An 18,807-nucleotide genomic window follows, 5' to 3' on the forward strand; every position below is an offset into this window, starting at 1 on the left:
CATAGAAAATCCCGCCCTTTAGGTTATTTATAACCATTATGGACAGTATGTTAATTATTTAATCGAAATTTTTGGGGTTACCCGGTTAACCGGGTATCTTTAGAATTGTTCAATTGGTTTTTAAAAGCCCTTTATTTCACTAAATTCTCTATATTGTATACCTGTTTTTATAATTAAGTTTTCCAATATAAATCAAATCAAGGTGGTTAACTTCTTTTGAAATCTCCTTTCATAATCCTCAACTTTATCTATAAGAACCTGCCTTATTACATTACTAATTTCAGATGGCTGAGGTATCCCGAATTCAAATCCGACAATTGATTCCTTACTAGAGTTTTCCCAACCGCCAATTAAAGCGGAAATATTAATTTGGCATACCAACTGATTTATGATGCTATATAATTGATTCTGTTCACTCGATACAAAATAACTGTCCTTGGTTGTCCTTCCCATAAGGTAGGAACCTTTTGCTGTTTTTTTATAGGTTAGATGGTCTAAAAGTTCTTTACGATTAACTGTAGCTCTATGGGCAACCGCTGAAGAAGTATAGCTGTGCAGATCAAGTGAAGCAATTAATTGATTGTAGCTATCCTCCTTCTGAAGTTCCTTTTTTAGAGCTTGTACTGCAAGCAATTTTAACTTTAAGATTTCGCATTCTTCATAAAATCGTTCCACTTTTTTCTGTAGTTCATCCTTATAAAGCGGGAAGAGTTGCTCCAACATGGTTGAATCGACTTTTTCTTTGTATCTTTCGAAAAATCTTGGTAAATAGTAAGAATGCAAAGTAAATTGAATATCTCCTTTTTCATTATGAAAAGGGATTAATTCTAAATAAGGAAATTGGTTAGATTTTAAAAACTCAATTTTTTCATCATCTAATTCATGGCTTACAAAAACTTCACAGGCTAAGGCCTTGTTATCCCCTTTATCAAGACATATTATATCAGCTATAAATTGGCTGCCTGGTATAACAGTTTCCGTTGAAGCGCTTATTACATCATAGAATGAAATGATTTCACTTAAAGAAATGATGGAATGGTCTGAAATGCCTGCTTCGTTTTTTAAGAGTTCTAAAGCCGGAATATGTTTTCCTAAATCAAACGGTAGATCGATTCCTTCACCATCATTTATTTTTTCAGCCAAATAGTGCTTAGCTTCAAAATGCAAAATAGTTTCATAGTTAGCTGAACATTCGGTATCTGGCTTATGGGAGAAGTGATGTTCCCGAATACTTCCCTTTTTTGAGAACACTTCCTCTTTGCAATGTGGGCAATAATATATTCGATTTTTTTCTATCCTGTCTTTAATAAAAACAAGGCTTCCGGTTTCGTCATAAGCACAATGTAATTTTACTGCCATTTCGTTCACCTTTTCCAAAACTCAATATAATAAATAATACCATAAGTTGCCAAAAAAGAGGGTTGTTTCATGAAAGAACTTTTGCCGGAAGAAGCTAAAGATATAGCTTTAAATTACATAGTATTGAATCTTTTAGTAATTGCCATGAACAAAGACATTGAAGCAATACGGAATTCAAGTCTCAAATTAAAAGAGCACCATGCTCTTTTTATGGAAAAGGTAAGGGATATGGCAATTAAGGATACTTCCAAAACCAAAAAGGAAATGGCTCGAAAGGGAATAAAGGTATTCGATAGGGAACATATTAACGAAGATTTTGTAAGATACAAATATGTTGTTAGAGGGTATGAATCTGAATTCCGTTTTTTTATCCATGGATTAAAGATGCAAACGGGAAAAAAGCTTGATTTTTATTATAATTCATTATAACAAATGGAGGACAGGAGCTAGTAACCTGTCCTGTTCTTTTGCTAAAATAAGTGTACGGCGCACTTTTTCAGGGAGGTAAAATGGCTGCAATTAATGGTACCGATAATATCAGTTTAGCTGTAATGAATGCCTTAAAATCAGGAGCAAAAGTAAAAGACATTCCTATTGAATTCGGAATTTCAATCGATCAAGCTAAACGGTTATCTAGGCTTTTAAATTTTATTGCAAAGGCTGACGAAAACATCAGCAAAGAAGCTTTTGAAAGGCTAAGACAATTAGGAACAAAAGCATTGGTACTTTATCCGTTATCTAAACAAGATGATTGGGAAGGACTTAATGATATTCTCCTTTCTATACCTCTAGAAATTACTCGAGATAAATTAACTCTTCAGATAGCCGGTCTTGAAGAAAAGAGAGACCGAATCAAAGAATTTCAAATTGAAGTGGATAACAGGATCTTTAGATTAGAAAAGCAGAACGAAACCCTCAAAGAGCAACAAGCTAATTTACGGCATTTACAAGCTCAAATCGAAGAACAAGCCGCATTTCTATGTAAATACGACGAACCGGTAAGAATATTTCTTATAGAACACTTAGGGTTAACTAAAAATGGCCAATTAAGCCTTGCTAAAAGACTAGATTATTATTGGCAGAAAAACCTTCAAAAGAAGGGGATTATCCATTTTAATAAACCACCTGAAGCATATAGAATGGAATACCATGATTGGATGGAAAAGAACAAAGAAATCGCTTATACTTATACCATTTTAGATTTAGATGCTCTGGCAGAAGAACTTCCGATTAGATGGAAACGTGGTTGGGATTGCACCTGGAATTACGATAAAGAAGCAAAAAGAAATGAGAATAACAAATTTAGTTCATGGTCCACTCCAACAAACCCTTACTACAATAACACTGAAGAAATAGCTGGTAACCTAAAAGGTGAAATTGAACGAATTGGAGAATTATTAAGTAAGATTGAAGAAGAAAAAGAGGAAATACAAAATGAAATTGCCAAACTTAGAAAGACTTCTCCTAAATCCTTTATGGAACAAGTTGAGGCAAGTAATAAACTTTCACCAAGAGAATTAAAGCGTCATGGTGAGCTTCAAAACCTAGCGCTCAAATGGTTGTATCATAAAGGTTATACCTGTTCAGCTGAGTTTAGTTTGAATAGCGGTAAACGAGTGGATGTAATTGGCTACAACGAAAGCGGACATATTATTGTAATTGAAGTGAAAGCATCCAGGAATGACTATGTTTCAGATAACAAATGGACTGAATACCTCAATTATTGTGATGAATTTTATTTTCTGTTAGATCACTCATACTGGTACAAGGATAAAGACGTTGGCTTATTAAAATCACATGGCAAAGGCTTAGTAATAGAATATCCTTGTAATCTCCCTTGCAAGGCGGAAAATAAGAAGCAAACCATTTTTAGTATATCCCGCAGTTTGTCAAAAAAGCTTGTATTCGGGTATTAAACAAACCATTAAATTAAGGAGTTGAAATAATGGAAGAGTATAGTTTCAGTCGAGGAAGGATAGTCCTTGAGGGAAAAGATGTATTAATTTTTCAGTTACGCAATCAAGAGGTAACTAGTTTACAATGACTACTGTTTACATAAGATGGTATGGCCCATACAGCCTTGATAATATTAATATAAGGGATATTGCTTACCATAATGGGGTTTATTCAATTTATCGTGTTTTTGGTGGGAAGGAAACTTTACTTTATATAGGAAAGACAGGGCGTTCCTTTATTCAGCGGATCACTGAACATAACAAGGACTGGCTTTGGAATGTGAGGGGAGCAATACAGATTCGGTTCGGAATTTTAGAGTACCCTCATGGTGGAAGGTATTCTGTTCAGAAGTTAAATGATACTGAATCGCTTTTAATTTACTGGCATAGCCCACCTTTCAATACAACCTACAGGGAAAGGTATTATGGAAGAGATAAATTAGAAATTATTAATGTAGGCAGAAGGGGTTCTCTTGATAAGAATATTACGACTAGTATTCTAATTTAATCATTCCAAAGTCTGTAATGATTTATTTTTTTACTTCTATGTGTCACTATATAATCTAGTTATAAATTGTTTTATGGAGTGTGTTTAGGTGAAAAGTACAGGCATAGTAAGAAAACTTGATGAATTAGGGCGTATCGTCATTCCAAAAGAATTAAGAAGGACGCTTGATATCGAACATAAGGATCCGGTGGAGATATTCCTTGATGAAGAGAAAATCATTTTAAGGAAATATGAAGTGGTAAATCAATGCATGGTTACTGGAAAGATTGTAAAGTCCCCAATTATTGTTGCTGATGGGGAAATAGTATTAAGTACCGAAGGGGCAGAACTATTAATTAAGCAAATTGAGGAACAATACTTATTACATAATTAATCAAATACTTATACAAAAGGGAGTAAACAAAAGAGCCGGTGCTAAACCGGCTTTTATTTATTGTCAATCCATGCTTTCATCTTTTCAATGTTTGCCTTTGTTGGGGAGAGGATTTTTCCATTTTCATACCTAGATAACGTAGTATGTGATATTCCTATTTCCTTAGCAGCTTCCGCTAATTTTTTATTTCTACTAATCCGTAATCTCTTTATATTTTCTGGTGTCACATTTATTTCTGAAGCTGCGCTACTTGCGATTTCACTTTCAGTTAAATTTTTTAAAAGCTCTGTAAAATTCATTTGTTCATAATTTTGCTGTTCTAACTCTGGTATGGTCAAATTGGGTTCTCTATTTTGTTCAGTGATTTCACTTGGAGGTACAATTTGAACCTTTGTATTTAACCAATGGTCTAAAAACCAACGCTTATCCTTTTCAATTACATTTTCATCAAAATTAATATATTTCCATTCCATAATAATTCTATCTTGCTGTAAGGTGTCTAGAATATTTTCGAACTGTTCTTTCACCCTTGAACCATATCGGCCATTCTCATCAATTCCCATTACATTTAGTAATCCTTTTTCTCCGCCTATACTGTATGGTCTAAAGTAATCAGCACCTTTTTGACGGATCCTCCACTGCCACGATAAATAACGAGCTAAGCGCTTATGATATTTTTGCGTAAGAGGATTATATTGTAAGGTTTTTAAGGCTAACAAACCACTGCTTTTCTTTGAGCCATATAAAAAGTTAGCAAGCAGCTCCCCAGGGCGTATCTTACATTCATAAATCCCAACCGGTTGAGAGTTCCGATATGCAACCGTTATACTGTCTAAGATAAAAAGGGGATTGAACTGAACCTGCTCCAATTCATCCAACTCTTTACTTTCTGCATCTACAAATTTTAAATTATCCCGCTCGATTCTAATCCAAATGGTTGTCAATGCGGCTAACCGCTTCATTATTTCGTCACGTTCTTTTTTTCTATAACCAGATTGATAACCATCGACTTCTTTTCTTCCTTGCACTCGCCTTAAATTTAAAGCATCGTCAGTATGAAATTTTATCATCTCATCTTTATGATTCGCTTGTTTCATCCATAAGATCGAAATAATATCAAAAATATCCGCGGTTAAGTCATCCATAGAGGTGATAGCCTGGGCTGTTAGGTTCTTCCATTGCTGAATCTCCTCAGAAGATAAAAGATGGGGTGTGTTATCTATCCCTCGTAACTGTGCTGTAGCTTGAATTGCCTTTTCCTTTATAAGAGCAGTTGGATACTCCATTTTTGGCATGAATTCATTTTTACTTATGGTTTCTCTTAGTCTATGGAACAAGAGAGCAGATCCTGACTCAATGAAACTTTGTTCTAATAATTGAGTAACCACTTTTTGATTTGTACTAACAACTAAGGAGGAATTTTGTTCGATTTCAATATAAGGTACTACAAACTCTCGAATTTCACTTATGTAGGAGCCAATCCATTCATCTATTTCTTGTAAATTTAGCATGTGTTCACTTGATAACTTATTTAATATAACTAAAAAGGCCTTTAAGGACTGCGAAGGTTGAAACTCAACACTTTCTTCTCCCATTAAACTTTTTAGTTCCTTATTCCAATTTGAAATTAGATTTGGATAATCGTGGAAGGTCTCCAGAGCAAAGTCTAAAAATTTTTTAAATATCTCGTTTAATTCTGTCATAATCGCCCTCCGCAAATTCTTATCTAATCTTTTATTATACTAATCTTTATACTTAATGCTGATATTGTCAACAGTTCAAAGCGGAACAAAAATATCCATTTTGATCTCTTCTAATAACGGTATGGAAGGGGAATCCCGAAAATGAAATAATAGCGTATAAGCTAAACACATTTACATTTTGTGCACTTACCGTCCGATTTGACGTTACCCTTCACACTCATGCACAAAATGGCATTTTCACCACATGCACAAATTTATACTGATTTGACGTTACCCTTCACACTCGTGCACAAAGTGGTATTTTCAACCACATGCACAAACTTATGCAAATTTGACGTTACCCTTCACACTCATGCACAAAATTAATATCATTTGGCGTAACCTTTCACACTAAAGCACAAAATCGACAATTTCCCTAAAAAAATGACGTTACCCTTCACACATAGATGCACAACATCTTGTGCATAAGCCTCTTATTAACTATAAAATAATGGCACCCTTTATCGAAAAAACATTGATTTATCAACTTTTATACACAATGCACAAATCTCGTTTTTTTGACGCTATCTCTCACATTAATTAGGTAATCTTGACGTTACCTATCACATGAAAAATCTCATCATTTTTTTCATCCCTTGGGGGACAAGGGTTTGAGGCACGTGCACAAATTGGAAAATCCTTAATTAAGGGGGAACATTTTTCCAACTTTGCTTTTGCTATAATCCTAAATAGATTACTAGGTGGAAAAGGTGAAGAGAGAGGAGGCGGTACATAATGAAAATCAAAATAGATGGCTTTCGTATGCATCAAGCAATATTAAAAGAATTTTATTTTATACGGGATCAATCATTTGAACGTCCGCCTGCTTCTGCATATGTAACCTATTTAACAATGCTCAAACAATTAGATAAAGAGAATAATCAAAGGGGAGTACTAAAAGAATATAATCTTTCCTATTGGGCAAAGAAACTTAATATTCCTTATTCCTCATTGTATTCGGGAAAAAAATACTTAGAAAAACTTAGCTTTATTAAAGAAGAAATACATAATGGAATCCCGGTGTTAGTCTTAAAAGACATTGAAAAGCTTAACAATCCAGGAATCGAAGGCGGAAAGTTAAATTACCTTCTCATTCCTAACGCACTTTTTGAAACCAATATTTTAGCTGAGATGGTACGCACTTCAAATCCAGAAGGTATCGAATTATTATTGTCGTTATTCAATCAATTCCGGACAGCCATGTCTAAAAAAGAGTCCATTGAATTAACTCAGCTGCGTCAATCTAGAAATATGAGTACCTTAAAAAAGCTTTTAAATAAAAACTCCAAAAAGGTAAGAGAAATTTTGTCGCTGCTGGAACCGCTATTTGATATTGAATTTGATGGTGTAGAGTTCCGAGGAAAACAAATATGGGTCAGAAAAGTATATATCACTCTAAAAGAAGAGTGTGTTAAAGAACAGAGTGCTGAACAATTTAAAATTGATCATCTTACAGCAATGTTATCTCACGAATTAACATATTTCCTTGATGGCAACCAAATTAAATATAAGGCCCGGGACCAATTTGATATCATGTTCTCCTTTAAACAAGAAGTATATGATAAGTTAAAAATTATTAAAGACAATAGTGTTTTCAATTTAGAAAAGTCAGCAAAGCGATATTTCCTAAAATGTATGGACGATATAGGAGGGTATTTACATGAACAAAGGGCGAGACTGACCACATTTAAAATTTTCTCTCTTGGCGCGCTCTTTAGGAAAGTATTTAGAAACAATTTTGAACCCTTCATAAGGAAAATCCCTTATGCAATTATTCATGAAGCCAAGGTTGATTACTATGGTAAAACCGGAGCTTTTCCAGAGTTTTTAAATTTTAATATGTAAGTAGCCCTGTCAAAAAAATTATTGTTTGCAGGGCTATTAGTAATGGATTGCTATCAATTTGCTTAAAAACAAGTAATGCAAAAAGAGGACATCGGTTGATATGTCCTCTTTTTTTATAGTGTTAAATTACGAATATCTACTTGTGAATTTGTGATTATATAAAATATAAACCTGTATATATATGAATATAAAAATTGTACCACTGTTGATATGTTAGAAAGATAAATGATAATATGTGTATTTCTTAAGAATGGGAAAGTTAAACTCTGTTAAAATCCTCTAAGCCCTTATCCTAGAAGGGAAGGAAAGTGGTTGATAAAAAAAGCTTATTAATATCTGTTATTTTTATTATTTTATTATTTCTTATTACTATATGAATTATTTATTTTTATATGATAAATAAACAAATATGTGTTCTCTAAGTACTCTCATATAAAATTTTATTCAAATGATAGGTAATTATTTCACTTTTACACTTACAATTTTAAATCCGGCCTTCTTGGCTTTTTTTGCCGCTGCTGCTATCAACTTTGCTTCTTTTTCTTTCTCCCTTTTTTTCATTTTATGTTCATCCCTTCTATATTTAATTCTTAGCCCAAGTATTGACCGTTAAAACTAAAAATATACAACTATAGGTTCTAAAACCAGTCTTCCCTATCTATATTTCTATTGAAGATGGAAAACTGGAAAAGTGACCATGAGTTAAAATCAAAATGATAAGAGGTGGGGGATAGAATGGGGTATATTAATCCATTGTTCAATAATACTGCGATAACAAAAACTAAACCGCCATCTGCGGTTCAAAAAAAACAATCGGATAAAATTAGAGCAACTCGTTCCGATAAGACTCATAACATTAAGTTTCCTGTAACACCAATTTTACAAATGAAGTTAAAAAGCTACCTTAGACAAGCAAAAAGAATGTATCAGATTGAAGGTAAAGAAGATATAACTCAAACAAAATTTAACACTCTTCTGCTTCGATATGGACTAGCACATAAGAAAATCCTTATCTGGAATCATGAATATCAGGATACAAAAGTTTATATGCACACAAATATTCTTGAAATAGAATACGAAAAGGAAATAGGCGGGCCGCATGGATTAACTATTCAAAAAAATCTATCTGATCGAAAAGTCGTGTTTCATATTATTCTGTCTGTATTAAGATGGTTGGAAGGAGGGGGAGACATTGAAAAAATCTTATAGTAGCTGGAACCTTCTCCAAAGTAAATTAACTGGCTCGACCGAACCAGAGGGCTTTTTCAAAGGCTTTTTTACCAATCGAAAATACATTACAATTCAAATTCCATATTTCGACTACTTAAGAGGAAAAATTTTTGTCAACGATTTAAAAGATAACTTTAATGAAGAAGTACCTTATCGATTTGATTTAAGTGTATTAATTTATCTGCTTTACGACGATTTCCTTAATCAAGTAAAGAGGGGAGCAAAACCACAACAGATATCTGACTACTTAAAAGCTGGAAAGCAGAAATACTTCCAAAAAAGGGTGGAGCAAAAACGTATCATGAAACCTCTAACTAAGCATGTTTTTGAGTTTGAAACAATTGAGGAAGAAATAGATGATAACCACGACAAAGAAAACAAGACAGCCTATCTAGAGCTTCGTATGCGTGAATCTGAGGTGTTAAGAGGGGAAGTTTTAATTCACGATTTAGAGCCCTTCCTTAAAGGCACAGAGGTTACCATAGAAGAGTTAATTGCTATTGTCTATCTAGATTTTATAGACAACGTGAAAAGTGAAGGGAACTCACTTAAAGTTCAAAAGTCTATTTTAACTCATATAAAACGATTTTAATCAATAAGAATGGACAGGCCATAGGATGAAAACTATGGCTATATTTGCTTTGAGAAAATTAAAAATACCAAAAATCAATTTTTGGATTAAATCGGGTAGCATATTCACATTTTTGTCTTTTGCTATAAGTTCGAAGAAAGGTTGTATTCAAAATAAAAGAAGGTATCTGGAAAGTGAGGAAATCCGTGGTTTCCGAAGGCTTTTACTTTGCTAAAACCAGAGATCGGATAGGGAGAACTTTTGCCACACTATGAACAGCAGTATTTTACATCATCAAATGCGTTTTTTGGGATTAATACATGATTAATATTATCTAAAATGAATTCACCAAAGAGAAGAGGAAATAATTATAAATTCAGTTAATTATATTCCAATATAAGTAATAATATGGTAATTTAGTATTAGGTGGTAGGAAATTATTACCAAATTTAAGGCTATGCTACAAAAAAATTTATTGTTCATGTTTTTGAATATTATAATTAAAAAAGGGGGGCGGGAAAATGAAAAAATGGTTATTTTATTCAGCTTTAAATCTTTTATTTGTAATAGTTTTTTATATCTTTATTTCTTCGTATATAAAGTATGTCACCACCACGATAGAACTTTCTACGTTGCAAATGGGAATACCAATACTACTTTTATTTTTCAGTTTGGCAATTTATTTTATTGTAATAAGAAATAAATTCATTAAAAACACGACTGACAAAATCTATTTTTTATCTTCTTTTTTTATCTTGATGATAATAACCTATTTGATAATACATTTCTATTATTAGGCCATAAATGTGCTATTGTGAGTTCGTGTAGATATTGACGGGGGATTGTTATGAAAAAAATATTAGTTGTAACAATTATAATAATGTTGACATTTGGTTATTTATCTCCTTCTTTTGTAAATGCATCATCAAATTCTGAATCCAATTTCTTACCATTAGATCCTCAAAATTCACCAAGAACTTTTAATTATGATATGGAAAATTATGATATTAATATTTTGGAAGATAATGAAGAAGAAAGATTAGTTCGAGTTACAGATAAAACAACTGGAGAAGTATCTGAGAGTAGATACAATAAAGAAGATAATGAGGTACGCACTTCGTTAATTAAAGCAAATGGAGAAAGTGAAGAAATCTTTAACATTAATTTAACCGATGAAGAAAAAAGCTATAGAATCAATTAAGGTACAGAGTGCAAGTTCAAGTTTATTAGCCCATAGTTCTGGTAGTCGTTTTAATAACTATTTTGAATATTATTACTACTCTGGAAACACTTGGTTTTTAAAGGTGGATAGCTCTGGGAAAACTGCCATTGAAAATACTAAGAATGGTAAAAATATCCTTGGATTTCGTGATTCAGTAAATTCACTTAGATCTGCTGAAATTAAATGGTTGGATTTTGCAGGTGCTTCAGCAACGTCATGGGTAGTTGCTATTATAACGGCTCCTACTGGATTTGGACTTGCTGTAGGAACACTTACAGCAGTTGGGTTAGCATTTCTTGCTAATAGTTACGCCGAGGATATGAAGGCCTATGCAGATGATTGCCGGTTTTACTTTTTAAGAGTTTTATCTGGTTGGATAGAGGATGGTAAGTACACCTGGTATTATTATGATATCTATGGTAATAAGACAATAGGTTGGAAAAACATTATGAGTAAATGGTACTATTTTAATTCCTCAGGTGTTATGCAATTTGGTTGGTTGTTGGATGGAGGAAAATGGTATTATTTAGATTATTTAACAGGAGCTATGAAAACAGGGTGGCTTTTAGATGGTGGGAATTGGTATTATCTAAATAGCCCATCAGGCAATATGTCAAATAGTGGATGGCAATTGATAGGTGGTAAATATTACTACTTCTATAGCAATGGAGTAATGGCTGTTAATACAACTATTGGTGGATACCGAGTGGGCTCTGACGGTGCTTGGATCCCTTAATACAGATAATAAAGACCTTGAAAAGGATTGGGAAACCAATCCTTTTTTGTTGATCCATTCTAACAAATTGATGGAGTCTAGCCCTTGTGTCCTCCCACAAGGGTTGCTCTGTGTTTGGCTGTACCGGCTGCTGTATAAGAAACTGCTCTTAAAAGAGAAGCTGAGCCAAATTTCTTTCTTATTTTATCTACTACATATCCAAGCTCACGTTTTTTCCATCCGTTAGCATCAAATAAGCTAAGCTGCATTTCGTAATCGTCCTCTAAGTTACTAATTGATATCGAAACCTGTCTTACGGTTTGCCCTCTATAATGTTCCTTTAATAATTCAAGACAAATCTTATAAATATCTATTGTAACGTTAGTTGGTTCGTCAATGGTCCTGGATCGATGAAAGCCACCACCAAATTCATCTTTACTATATCCAAGCCCGAAGCTGATTGTTCTGCCGACTTTTCGAGCATTTCTAGTTCTACGAGCCACTTCTTCACACATTTCTAAAATAACAGTTTTAATTTCAGTTTCATTTTTGTAATCACGCAAAAGAATTTGGCTTTTTCCAAAGCTGACTTGTTTTTGCATAATGGGAGCACCCAGCTCAGATAGATCCACCCCCCAAGCATGATAATAAAGTTGATTGCCCATTATTCCGAATTTCTTTTCAAGCAAGTTCAAGTCGTATTTTGCCAGCTGACCAATCGTAAAAATCCCCATACTATTCAGGTTTTTTTCCATTCGTGGGCCAATTCCCCACATTTCTGATATTGGAGATATTGGCCACAACTTTGATGGTATATCATCATAAGTCCACGTAGCTATACCACCAGGAGCACTTTTGGATTCTAAATCAAGTGCAAGCTTCGCCATCAACATATTGGGGCCAATCCCTACAGTACATGGCAAGCCAAAATCTTTATTAATATCCGATTGAATCTGTTTTGCGATTGTTTCAGGATCCCCCCATATTTTTTCAAGTCCTTTTACATCTAAAAAACTTTCATCCACGGAATATGTGTGTATAGCAGTTGGAGGTACATAACGGTAAAACAATTTTGTGATTTCAGTGGAAACACGAATAAATAAGCCCATTTGAGGGTTCACGATATGAATCCTGGGATCTTCAGGAATTTCAAATAGCCGAGAACCTGTTTTAATTTTAAAATCTCTTTTAAGTGCAGGGGAAGCAGCTAAAACAACACTTCCTGACCTGTCTGTGTTGCCAACTACAGCTAGATAGCATGTAAGAGGGTCCAAGTTACGGTGGACAGCTGCCACACTGGAATAAAAGCTTTTCATGTCAACACAAAGTATTTTTCTATCTGGAAATTGGGTGTAGTCAATCATGCTGTTTCCCTCACTCTTTGATGATATTAACTAAATTATTAAAGGGGATATAATGAGAAAATCCTTTTTCATCTTGAAGAATCAGTTGTCTTTTTAAGTGATCAATGAAGTGTACTTTTCCTTTAATCGCATTTATAAATCCATTATTAAAGACTTCAATATTTATTTGATTATTTAAAGCCATTGCTTCGCAAACAATAAGTTCAAATTCTTCGATAGCCTGCTCATCCAGTAGTGGTTTTTGTATTTTCTTTTCTTCGAAAATGGTTTCTTTTAGTAAATGAACATGTTCCGGCATCATGAATGCTGTAAATTTGATTTTCCCTCGATCACGAATCATAGTTCCAACTCCTTTTTAATTATTACATACGAACTTACGTTCTATATACAATTAAATAAAAAAAATGCCCTGTAAAAAAGAGCATTTTCAATTCCAGAGAAGTTGTGTCAACAAGAAAAGGATCCCCAGAGGGCCTACCTTAAACATGGTAGCCCCTCTGAGATGGAATTAAAACAATCTTTTTTGTCTAAGATGACATAGAGATTCAGAGAATTAGTCTATTTTAATAATAATCAGAAAAGGAGGAACGCATATGTTGAAACTTGCTATTATTAATTTATTGGTTGCTATCGTAAACTTTACTTTTCCAAAGCTCTTCCCAGCGTTAGGAAAATGGCTAATCAATAAATTGAAACCGAAGACAATAATAACCATACAAACTATTATCATAGCAATCCTTGCATTCGGTTATTTTCTAAACTAAATGTAGAAATGGAGGATGACGAAACGCCATCCTCCTTAAAGATAATCATCATATTGTTACTTTCTCGTAAGTTCGGTCTTTCTTATCCTTATCTTCTATAAACTTCAAAGTACCATCTACGACGAAGCTTTCTAAAATGGAGCATACTTTTCCATATGCTTTGGGCTTATTAGTTGTATACCGTTCATTAGACAATTTGCCTGATTCTATCAACTTTTCGCAAATTTCTAAAGCACTGGTTTTCCCTGATTGAATTAAGTCCATAACTTCATGCTGCAGGGGAGTTAGGGTTGGTGTATCAATTGTTTCTTTTTTGACTTCAGCAAATAGATCGTCAAATGAAATTTGATTCATATGGTTCCTCCAGGATTCAGACTGTTAAAGTCATTTTTCTCTACGCTTATCTAATGCTTCTGCAGCTAATCTCGCTTTTTCTCTTGTTGTATTAATGTAAAGCAAAGAAATATCTGAAGAAGTATGTCCAAGTTGGTCCATGATTAGTGGAATATCACCATTAGTTTGCTCTGCAAGGTTTGTAGCATAGGTATGTCTCAATTTGTGAGGAGACATTCTTTTATCAAAAGACTTAGTGTATTTATAGACGATTTCTTCAATCGCTCGATTGGTTAATGGCTTAGGTTCATTTTTATATAATTTGACATAGACAAACTCATTTTCACCATTCCCAGCTTTATACCTCTCATTTCTAACAGAAAGATATAATTGAAGGTCATCTATTGCTGAAGGGGTAACAGATACCGTATCCTTTTTATTTCCTTTTCGTATCACGCTAATCTCTCTGGAGGTAAAATCAATGTCCTTTATACGTAAGTTAGATAATTCATTTACCCGGATTCCAGTACCTAAAAAGAGGGAGAGGATACTAATATTTCTCTCCTTATCCCGTTTAAAGTATCTCAGCTCGACATGGGAGAGAGAAGACTCATATTCATTCTTTATATAGTCCAGGAATTCAAGATCTTTATCACCAATAAAAATTTTATCGGTTATCTTTTTAGCCCGTTCATTAAAGGTTTCTGTTACTTTGGTAACCTCGATTTTTTGCATAACATTTCTATGAAAATAAGGCTCATTATTCTCGTTCTCAGCCTCTATCGTTAAGTACTTAAATAGAGAGCGAAGGGAGGACTTTTGCCGATTTACGGTCCTTACATCTATTTGTTTTGTCTCATCGTCAGCTTTGGATACTTTGTATTTCTTTCGAGATATAAACTTAAAATAATTTCGAGCTTCTACTAAACTAAGAGTGGCCAATACGTTAGTTGGAATATCTTTAATTTCTGAACAGGGAGCGATATTCTCTGCAATTAACCAATTGAGGAAGTCGCGAAAATCTCTAACATAATTAAACAAAGTAATAGGGGAGCGGATGTCTTGTTTAGCATCAACATAATCCACTACATAAGAAGGCATTTCTTTTAGCAAGATTTCTAGTTTTTTCTCGTAATGTTCATGCTGTTTAGAAATTGCCATGCTTACACCTCCAAAAATTTAAATAATCAGAACATACGTTCGTATTATTCGTATAATACAATTTTTACGAATTTTAATCAATCTTTAAAATGTAGGTATTGAAATTAGGACATTATTTGCTCCGTTTAAGAATCTGAAATATTGAATTCGGTTTGTATCACAAATTGAAAGAAATCATAATCTCTTCGGCTATCCAAAGTAGGAGGGGGTGTATAATTAATTAATCCTATATCTTTAACCACTTCTAGATCAATTCCAAGCTTTAGCACTGCTGCATACAGTAACATATTTGTACCATTAGGACCGATTTTGTTAAGAACTAACTCAAGATAAAAATCAATTTCCCATTCATCCATTTCTGAACGATATTTTAAAATCAATTGCAACAATTTTTCAACATGAAACGAATAATTATGATAAGAATTGTCTATTGGTAATTTTAAATATGCTTCTTCTAACCATTCTCCATATTTTTGAAAATATGCTTCTCGGTTATTTTCATTAAGTCGATGTATTTCATAATCTTGGTAAAGTTTATCTTTTATGTATTTGTATTTATTTTGCAGGATTTTAAAGAATTCATTTGGACTATTTAAATGAAACCCATCGACTTCATTGAAATCTTTAAGTATGGTGTTCAATTGTTCTAGGAATATAAAAAAAGTATTTTCAAATCTTTGCATGCGAGCGGTTTTATTCTGCTCTTCTAAAGTCTTTTTTGTGTCATTTATTTCTTTTTCTTGTATGATAAGCTGCTTTTTTTGTAATTTAATAGTTTCTACAACATACAGAATACTAGCTATTGTAAGGAATGGTATAGTACCACCGCCAATAAAATCCCCATAAGTGCCTAAATCATCGAATGAAAATCCAAAGATCTTTACCCCCAATAAACCGAATCCTAACGATATTGGAGCTAACAATAGAAATAATACCTTAAATTCCGAGACGTCAAATTTAGTATCTTTTTGTTGCGAATCAGAATTTTCATCTTTAGATTGAGCTTGTTCGTTATTCACAATGTTATTCTCCTAGAATTTTTGTTTTTTCATTTTATTATGATGTACGTAATAGAAAGTGTTATTCTCATTTCTAACCCACCATGAGAGCGAAATAATCCACGAACATTCACTAGGCTCAGTAACCTTGGGCCAGTTGTAAGCTAGGCACATGTTATTGCTACCGGTTATCCTTTTTGCCAATGCGCTTCTGATTCGCTATTTTACACATATTAATCCTCCAGGAATTTAATAAATGAAACCCAAAACCTTAAGTATTTCTTCAGTCCTATTAATGATATTTTTTATATCATCCCAACATTGGCCATCCACACTTTTGCTATGCTTCCACTTGGAACCACCAGCGTAAAAGTGATACCCTAAATCTTTGAATGTTATTTGGTCTACCTTTCTAATCTGTAGACTAAAAACCTGGTATTCCTCTTCACTATTTTTTGACACTTTTAAATAGTTTTCATGCAAACGAAAGACTTTATCTTCTTTCCTTGCTACAGGATCGTTACTTGCAAACTGCCAATGAAGACTCATAAAATCACCTTTTTATTATTTTTTAATTAAATCTAACACGATAACGATTTTTACTTATAATTTTTAATTAAGTGAATGTTTTCCAAAACAGTTTTGTTAATCATTGAATCTTTAATATCATCTATTAGAGATTCAATTTTATTAATACAAGTTTCTATAGCATCGAAGGTTTTGAGTAAGTCTGAACCTTTTTCCTCGATTCGATCAAACTTTAATTGTTTTTTATACATTACATAATCAGCAGCACCTTCTAAAGCTTCATCTAAGTTATCTCCTAGGTCTAACTCACGAAATTTACTCCACATCATGGATTCTTCAATATTTGTAATGAAATTAGCGAGTTGGTCAAGTTCTTGGGCAAACGAGGAAACAAATGTATCTAATGTTTCTAGCTCCTTATTTGCATCTTCTTTGTTAAACTCTTGGGGATATCCGCTAATTAGCTTTTCAACAATTTCTTCGAATCGAGAATGGATGTCTTTGAAATTTTCCCATTTTTCCCTATTAAAATAGGCATTATTAATGTCTAAAATCTCAATTTCCGGTGTATAAGGAGGATCTCCAACCCAAGTAAATATATCAGTTCTAATGTCTTTTAAAGAACTTCTTAAAATCTCAGCTAAATCCTCCATTACAACAGCATACTCTGATGTAGCATAAAGAATAGAATTTGATTTAATTCCATCAAATATAGTTCTTTTTAACTTTTGAATTGCGGCTTTTTCTCTTACAATAAAGCCTAATTCAAACTTACCTTGACTGGCATCAGAAAAATTTTGCGACCCGATGTAGGCGATTTGATCTGTCATCACTAACTTCGCATGATTATCAAAATTAAAATAAACATTTAAATCTCCAAATTTCTGCCGTTCTAAGACTTGTAAAGTGTATTTAATTTTTGTAGCTGCATTATTTACAGTTGTAGTGTCAATTTTACCTGTACTTTTATTTATATAATCTTCTCTGCGTGCAGGTATATTTAGAATTAAGGTAATAGGTGTTGATTTATTTACTTTTCTTAGTTCTTTCAATAATTCAGTACTAGGTTCATAGGTATTAATGTTATAAGTGACAATGTTGATAAACTTTGCATTGTTAAAATTATCAATGACCTCTTGAAACCCATTTTCTTGGTAGGAGAGAACCACGTCTCCAGTAATGTTCGGAATAATTTTTTTCATAGTACCTCCATTTTAAATTGCAAGTTGTATTTTTATTTTTCAGTATTTATGAAGTAAACTCTCTGAAATGATTAGCCATGAACAGGTCTAAATAATCTTTAAATGATACCTCAGACAATTCTTTATGACTGTCCCATTCATAATATTTAATATTACTTATAAACGCATAAAAAGAGGGGAGTTTTAATAATTCAATTACCAACTGAGTCTTCATATAAAGACCCTTAATTTTCTGTTCTGCATATTCTTCCATCGTTAAACCTGGTGGTAATGGTTTATTATTAATTATTAATCGGATAATGCCTAGTAATAAATCAACTAATTCTACTCCAATCATATTTCCTTTAGTGACCATTTCACAACTGGTAACCCAAAATTGTTCAGATCGATATAGGGATTGAGTATTAAGATTTTCTTGTAATCTTTTTTCTAAGTCATATTTTTCATACTTACCTTCTTTTTCAATGAAAATTTCTGTTTTTATGTATATATCTTTACCAAAATGCCTTAGAAGACCATAAAAAATACGCTCGGGTATTTTGGTATAAACCATTAATGTGGCAAAGTTTAGGTGCTTTTGTTTTTCTCTTTTGTCCAATTTCCCGCTCGCTGGATCACCAGATAGTTTGTATCTCCAATCAAGGGTAGACCGGTTATAATTGATTACATTCATCCTTGTAAATCTTGCTATTTCTGAAAAAACATAAATGGCTTCTTTTATGTTTTCTCTTAGTTCTGAATGGCCGCTATATTCAGTCCAGTGTAATTTTATCTTGCCGGATTCTAACTTTTTATTAAGTTCTTGCATTTTTGTAGTGATATAAACTGATTTAGGAATTAACAATCCACCCATAGTAGAAGGTCGGTCAGAATCCTGACCACTTTCATCAAAAAAGATATTCATTAGTTCGGTTTTTAAGGGTGGGGATAAAGACAT

Annotated in this window: 20 protein-coding genes; 10 read left to right on the plus strand and 10 right to left on the minus strand. The window is 33.1% G+C overall.

Annotation, left to right across the window (positions count from 1 at the left end; translation table 11 throughout):
- Positions 1-192: 192 nt before the first annotated feature.
- The gene (locus FAY30_RS26575) at positions 193-1,359 is read right to left on the minus strand and encodes a competence protein CoiA family protein (protein WP_149872990.1); all 1,167 of its coding nucleotides are present in this window, start codon (positions 1,357-1,359) and stop codon (positions 193-195) included.
- Between the two features lie 69 nt (positions 1,360-1,428).
- On the opposite strand from FAY30_RS26575, the gene FAY30_RS26580 reads away from it, so the two are divergent.
- The 4 genes from FAY30_RS26580 (at position 1,429) to FAY30_RS26595 (ending at position 4,195) form a co-directional block, all read left to right on the plus strand.
- Positions 1,429-1,788 (plus strand): YhjD family protein, encoded by a 360-nt coding sequence (locus FAY30_RS26580; RefSeq protein WP_149872991.1) that lies wholly within the window; start codon positions 1,429-1,431, stop codon positions 1,786-1,788.
- An 80-nt stretch (positions 1,789-1,868) separates the two neighbouring features.
- Positions 1,869-3,275, plus strand: a complete 1,407-nt coding sequence (locus FAY30_RS26585; protein ID WP_149872992.1) for an MmcB family DNA repair protein — start codon at positions 1,869-1,871, stop codon at positions 3,273-3,275.
- Positions 3,276-3,399: 124 nt separating this feature from the next.
- Positions 3,400-3,822 carry a GIY-YIG nuclease family protein gene (locus FAY30_RS26590; RefSeq protein ID WP_149872993.1) on the plus strand — a complete coding sequence of 141 codons (423 nt, stop codon included), beginning with the start codon at positions 3,400-3,402 and terminating at the stop codon, positions 3,820-3,822.
- An 88-nt stretch (positions 3,823-3,910) separates the two neighbouring features.
- Positions 3,911-4,195 carry an AbrB/MazE/SpoVT family DNA-binding domain-containing protein gene (locus FAY30_RS26595; RefSeq protein WP_149872994.1) on the plus strand — a complete coding sequence of 95 codons (285 nt, stop codon included), beginning with the start codon at positions 3,911-3,913 and terminating at the stop codon, positions 4,193-4,195.
- A gap of 53 nt (positions 4,196-4,248) precedes the next feature.
- Here the strand turns inward: FAY30_RS26595 and FAY30_RS26600 are convergent, their stop codons facing one another.
- Positions 4,249-5,898 (minus strand): helix-turn-helix domain-containing protein, encoded by a 1,650-nt coding sequence (locus FAY30_RS26600; protein WP_149872995.1) that lies wholly within the window; start codon positions 5,896-5,898, stop codon positions 4,249-4,251.
- 774 nt (positions 5,899-6,672) lie between these two features.
- On the opposite strand from FAY30_RS26600, the gene FAY30_RS26605 reads away from it, so the two are divergent.
- From FAY30_RS26605 to FAY30_RS26625, 5 genes are all read left to right on the plus strand, one after another.
- Positions 6,673-7,782: a hypothetical protein gene (locus FAY30_RS26605; protein WP_223821040.1), complete on the plus strand. Its 1,110-nt coding sequence runs from the start codon at positions 6,673-6,675 to the stop codon at positions 7,780-7,782.
- A 735-nt stretch (positions 7,783-8,517) separates the two neighbouring features.
- Positions 8,518-8,991 carry a hypothetical protein gene (locus FAY30_RS26610; RefSeq protein WP_149872997.1) on the plus strand — a complete coding sequence of 158 codons (474 nt, stop codon included), beginning with the start codon at positions 8,518-8,520 and terminating at the stop codon, positions 8,989-8,991.
- Positions 8,975-9,604 (plus strand): hypothetical protein, encoded by a 630-nt coding sequence (locus FAY30_RS26615; protein WP_149872998.1) that lies wholly within the window; start codon positions 8,975-8,977, stop codon positions 9,602-9,604. The genes FAY30_RS26610 and FAY30_RS26615 overlap by 17 nt, the downstream gene beginning before the upstream one ends.
- A gap of 826 nt (positions 9,605-10,430) precedes the next feature.
- Complete coding sequence (locus FAY30_RS26620) at positions 10,431-10,784, plus strand: hypothetical protein (RefSeq protein ID WP_149872999.1); 354 nt, start codon at positions 10,431-10,433, stop codon at positions 10,782-10,784.
- On the plus strand, positions 10,756-11,541 hold the full coding sequence (locus FAY30_RS26625; RefSeq protein WP_149873000.1) for a geobacillin-26 family protein: 786 nt from the start codon (positions 10,756-10,758) through the stop codon (positions 11,539-11,541). The genes FAY30_RS26620 and FAY30_RS26625 overlap by 29 nt, the downstream gene beginning before the upstream one ends.
- Positions 11,542-11,618: 77 nt before the next feature.
- Here FAY30_RS26625 and FAY30_RS26630 read toward each other — a convergent pair whose 3' ends face one another.
- The gene (locus tag FAY30_RS26630) at positions 11,619-12,884 is read right to left on the minus strand and encodes a Y-family DNA polymerase (protein WP_149873001.1); all 1,266 of its coding nucleotides are present in this window, start codon (positions 12,882-12,884) and stop codon (positions 11,619-11,621) included.
- Positions 12,885-12,894: 10 nt separating this feature from the next.
- Positions 12,895-13,224 (minus strand): YolD-like family protein, encoded by a 330-nt coding sequence (locus FAY30_RS26635; protein WP_149873002.1) that lies wholly within the window; start codon positions 13,222-13,224, stop codon positions 12,895-12,897.
- A gap of 253 nt (positions 13,225-13,477) precedes the next feature.
- Between FAY30_RS26635 and FAY30_RS27430 the strand changes: the two genes are divergently transcribed.
- Positions 13,478-13,648, plus strand: coding sequence for a hypothetical protein (locus tag FAY30_RS27430; RefSeq protein WP_190284962.1), 171 nt, complete (start codon positions 13,478-13,480; stop codon positions 13,646-13,648).
- Between the two features lie 48 nt (positions 13,649-13,696).
- Here FAY30_RS27430 and FAY30_RS26640 read toward each other — a convergent pair whose 3' ends face one another.
- The 6 genes from FAY30_RS26640 to FAY30_RS26665 all read right to left on the minus strand — a co-directional run bounded on the left by FAY30_RS26640 (position 13,697) and on the right by FAY30_RS26665 (position 18,807).
- Positions 13,697-14,002, minus strand: coding sequence for a DUF3895 domain-containing protein (locus FAY30_RS26640; RefSeq protein WP_149873003.1), 306 nt, complete (start codon positions 14,000-14,002; stop codon positions 13,697-13,699).
- A gap of 30 nt (positions 14,003-14,032) precedes the next feature.
- Positions 14,033-15,142 carry a tyrosine recombinase XerS gene (xerS, locus tag FAY30_RS26645; RefSeq protein WP_149873004.1) on the minus strand — a complete coding sequence of 370 codons (1,110 nt, stop codon included), beginning with the start codon at positions 15,140-15,142 and terminating at the stop codon, positions 14,033-14,035.
- Between the two features lie 125 nt (positions 15,143-15,267).
- Positions 15,268-16,161, minus strand: a complete 894-nt coding sequence (locus FAY30_RS26650) for a hypothetical protein (protein WP_149873005.1) — start codon at positions 16,159-16,161, stop codon at positions 15,268-15,270.
- Positions 16,162-16,389: 228 nt separating this feature from the next.
- A complete protein-coding gene (locus tag FAY30_RS26655) occupies positions 16,390-16,689 on the minus strand; it encodes a hypothetical protein (protein ID WP_149873006.1) in 300 nt (99 codons plus the stop codon).
- Positions 16,690-16,739: 50 nt separating this feature from the next.
- A complete protein-coding gene (locus FAY30_RS26660) occupies positions 16,740-17,870 on the minus strand; it encodes a phospholipase D-like domain-containing protein (RefSeq protein WP_149873007.1) in 1,131 nt (376 codons plus the stop codon).
- 46 nt (positions 17,871-17,916) lie between these two features.
- Positions 17,917-18,807, minus strand: coding sequence for a DUF3800 domain-containing protein (locus FAY30_RS26665; protein WP_149873008.1), 891 nt, complete (start codon positions 18,805-18,807; stop codon positions 17,917-17,919).

This window comes from Bacillus sp. S3 (genome assembly GCF_005154805.1).
Taxonomy (GTDB): domain Bacteria; phylum Bacillota; class Bacilli; order Bacillales; family Cytobacillaceae; genus Neobacillus.

Coding starts and splice junctions, on each gene's coding strand:
- FAY30_RS26575 (WP_149872990.1), bottom strand. CDS start 1,359: ATGGCAGTAAAATTACATTGTGCTTATGACGAAACCGGAAGCCTTGTT.
- FAY30_RS26580 (WP_149872991.1), top strand. CDS start 1,429: ATGAAAGAACTTTTGCCGGAAGAAGCTAAAGATATAGCTTTAAATTAC.
- FAY30_RS26585 (WP_149872992.1), top strand. CDS start 1,869: ATGGCTGCAATTAATGGTACCGATAATATCAGTTTAGCTGTAATGAAT.
- FAY30_RS26590 (WP_149872993.1), top strand. CDS start 3,400: ATGACTACTGTTTACATAAGATGGTATGGCCCATACAGCCTTGATAAT.
- FAY30_RS26600 (WP_149872995.1), bottom strand. CDS start 5,898: ATGACAGAATTAAACGAGATATTTAAAAAATTTTTAGACTTTGCTCTG.
- FAY30_RS26605 (WP_223821040.1), top strand. CDS start 6,673: ATGAAAATCAAAATAGATGGCTTTCGTATGCATCAAGCAATATTAAAA.
- FAY30_RS26610 (WP_149872997.1), top strand. CDS start 8,518: ATGGGGTATATTAATCCATTGTTCAATAATACTGCGATAACAAAAACT.
- FAY30_RS26620 (WP_149872999.1), top strand. CDS start 10,431: ATGAAAAAAATATTAGTTGTAACAATTATAATAATGTTGACATTTGGT.
- FAY30_RS26625 (WP_149873000.1), top strand. CDS start 10,756: ATGAAGAAAAAAGCTATAGAATCAATTAAGGTACAGAGTGCAAGTTCA.
- FAY30_RS26630 (WP_149873001.1), bottom strand. CDS start 12,884: ATGATTGACTACACCCAATTTCCAGATAGAAAAATACTTTGTGTTGAC.
- FAY30_RS26635 (WP_149873002.1), bottom strand. CDS start 13,224: ATGATTCGTGATCGAGGGAAAATCAAATTTACAGCATTCATGATGCCG.
- FAY30_RS27430 (WP_190284962.1), top strand. CDS start 13,478: ATGTTGAAACTTGCTATTATTAATTTATTGGTTGCTATCGTAAACTTT.
- FAY30_RS26640 (WP_149873003.1), bottom strand. CDS start 14,002: ATGAATCAAATTTCATTTGACGATCTATTTGCTGAAGTCAAAAAAGAA.
- xerS (WP_149873004.1), bottom strand. CDS start 15,142: ATGGCAATTTCTAAACAGCATGAACATTACGAGAAAAAACTAGAAATC.
- FAY30_RS26655 (WP_149873006.1), bottom strand. CDS start 16,689: ATGAGTCTTCATTGGCAGTTTGCAAGTAACGATCCTGTAGCAAGGAAA.
- FAY30_RS26660 (WP_149873007.1), bottom strand. CDS start 17,870: ATGAAAAAAATTATTCCGAACATTACTGGAGACGTGGTTCTCTCCTAC.
- FAY30_RS26665 (WP_149873008.1), bottom strand. CDS start 18,807: ATGTCTTTATCCCCACCCTTAAAAACCGAACTAATGAATATCTTTTTT.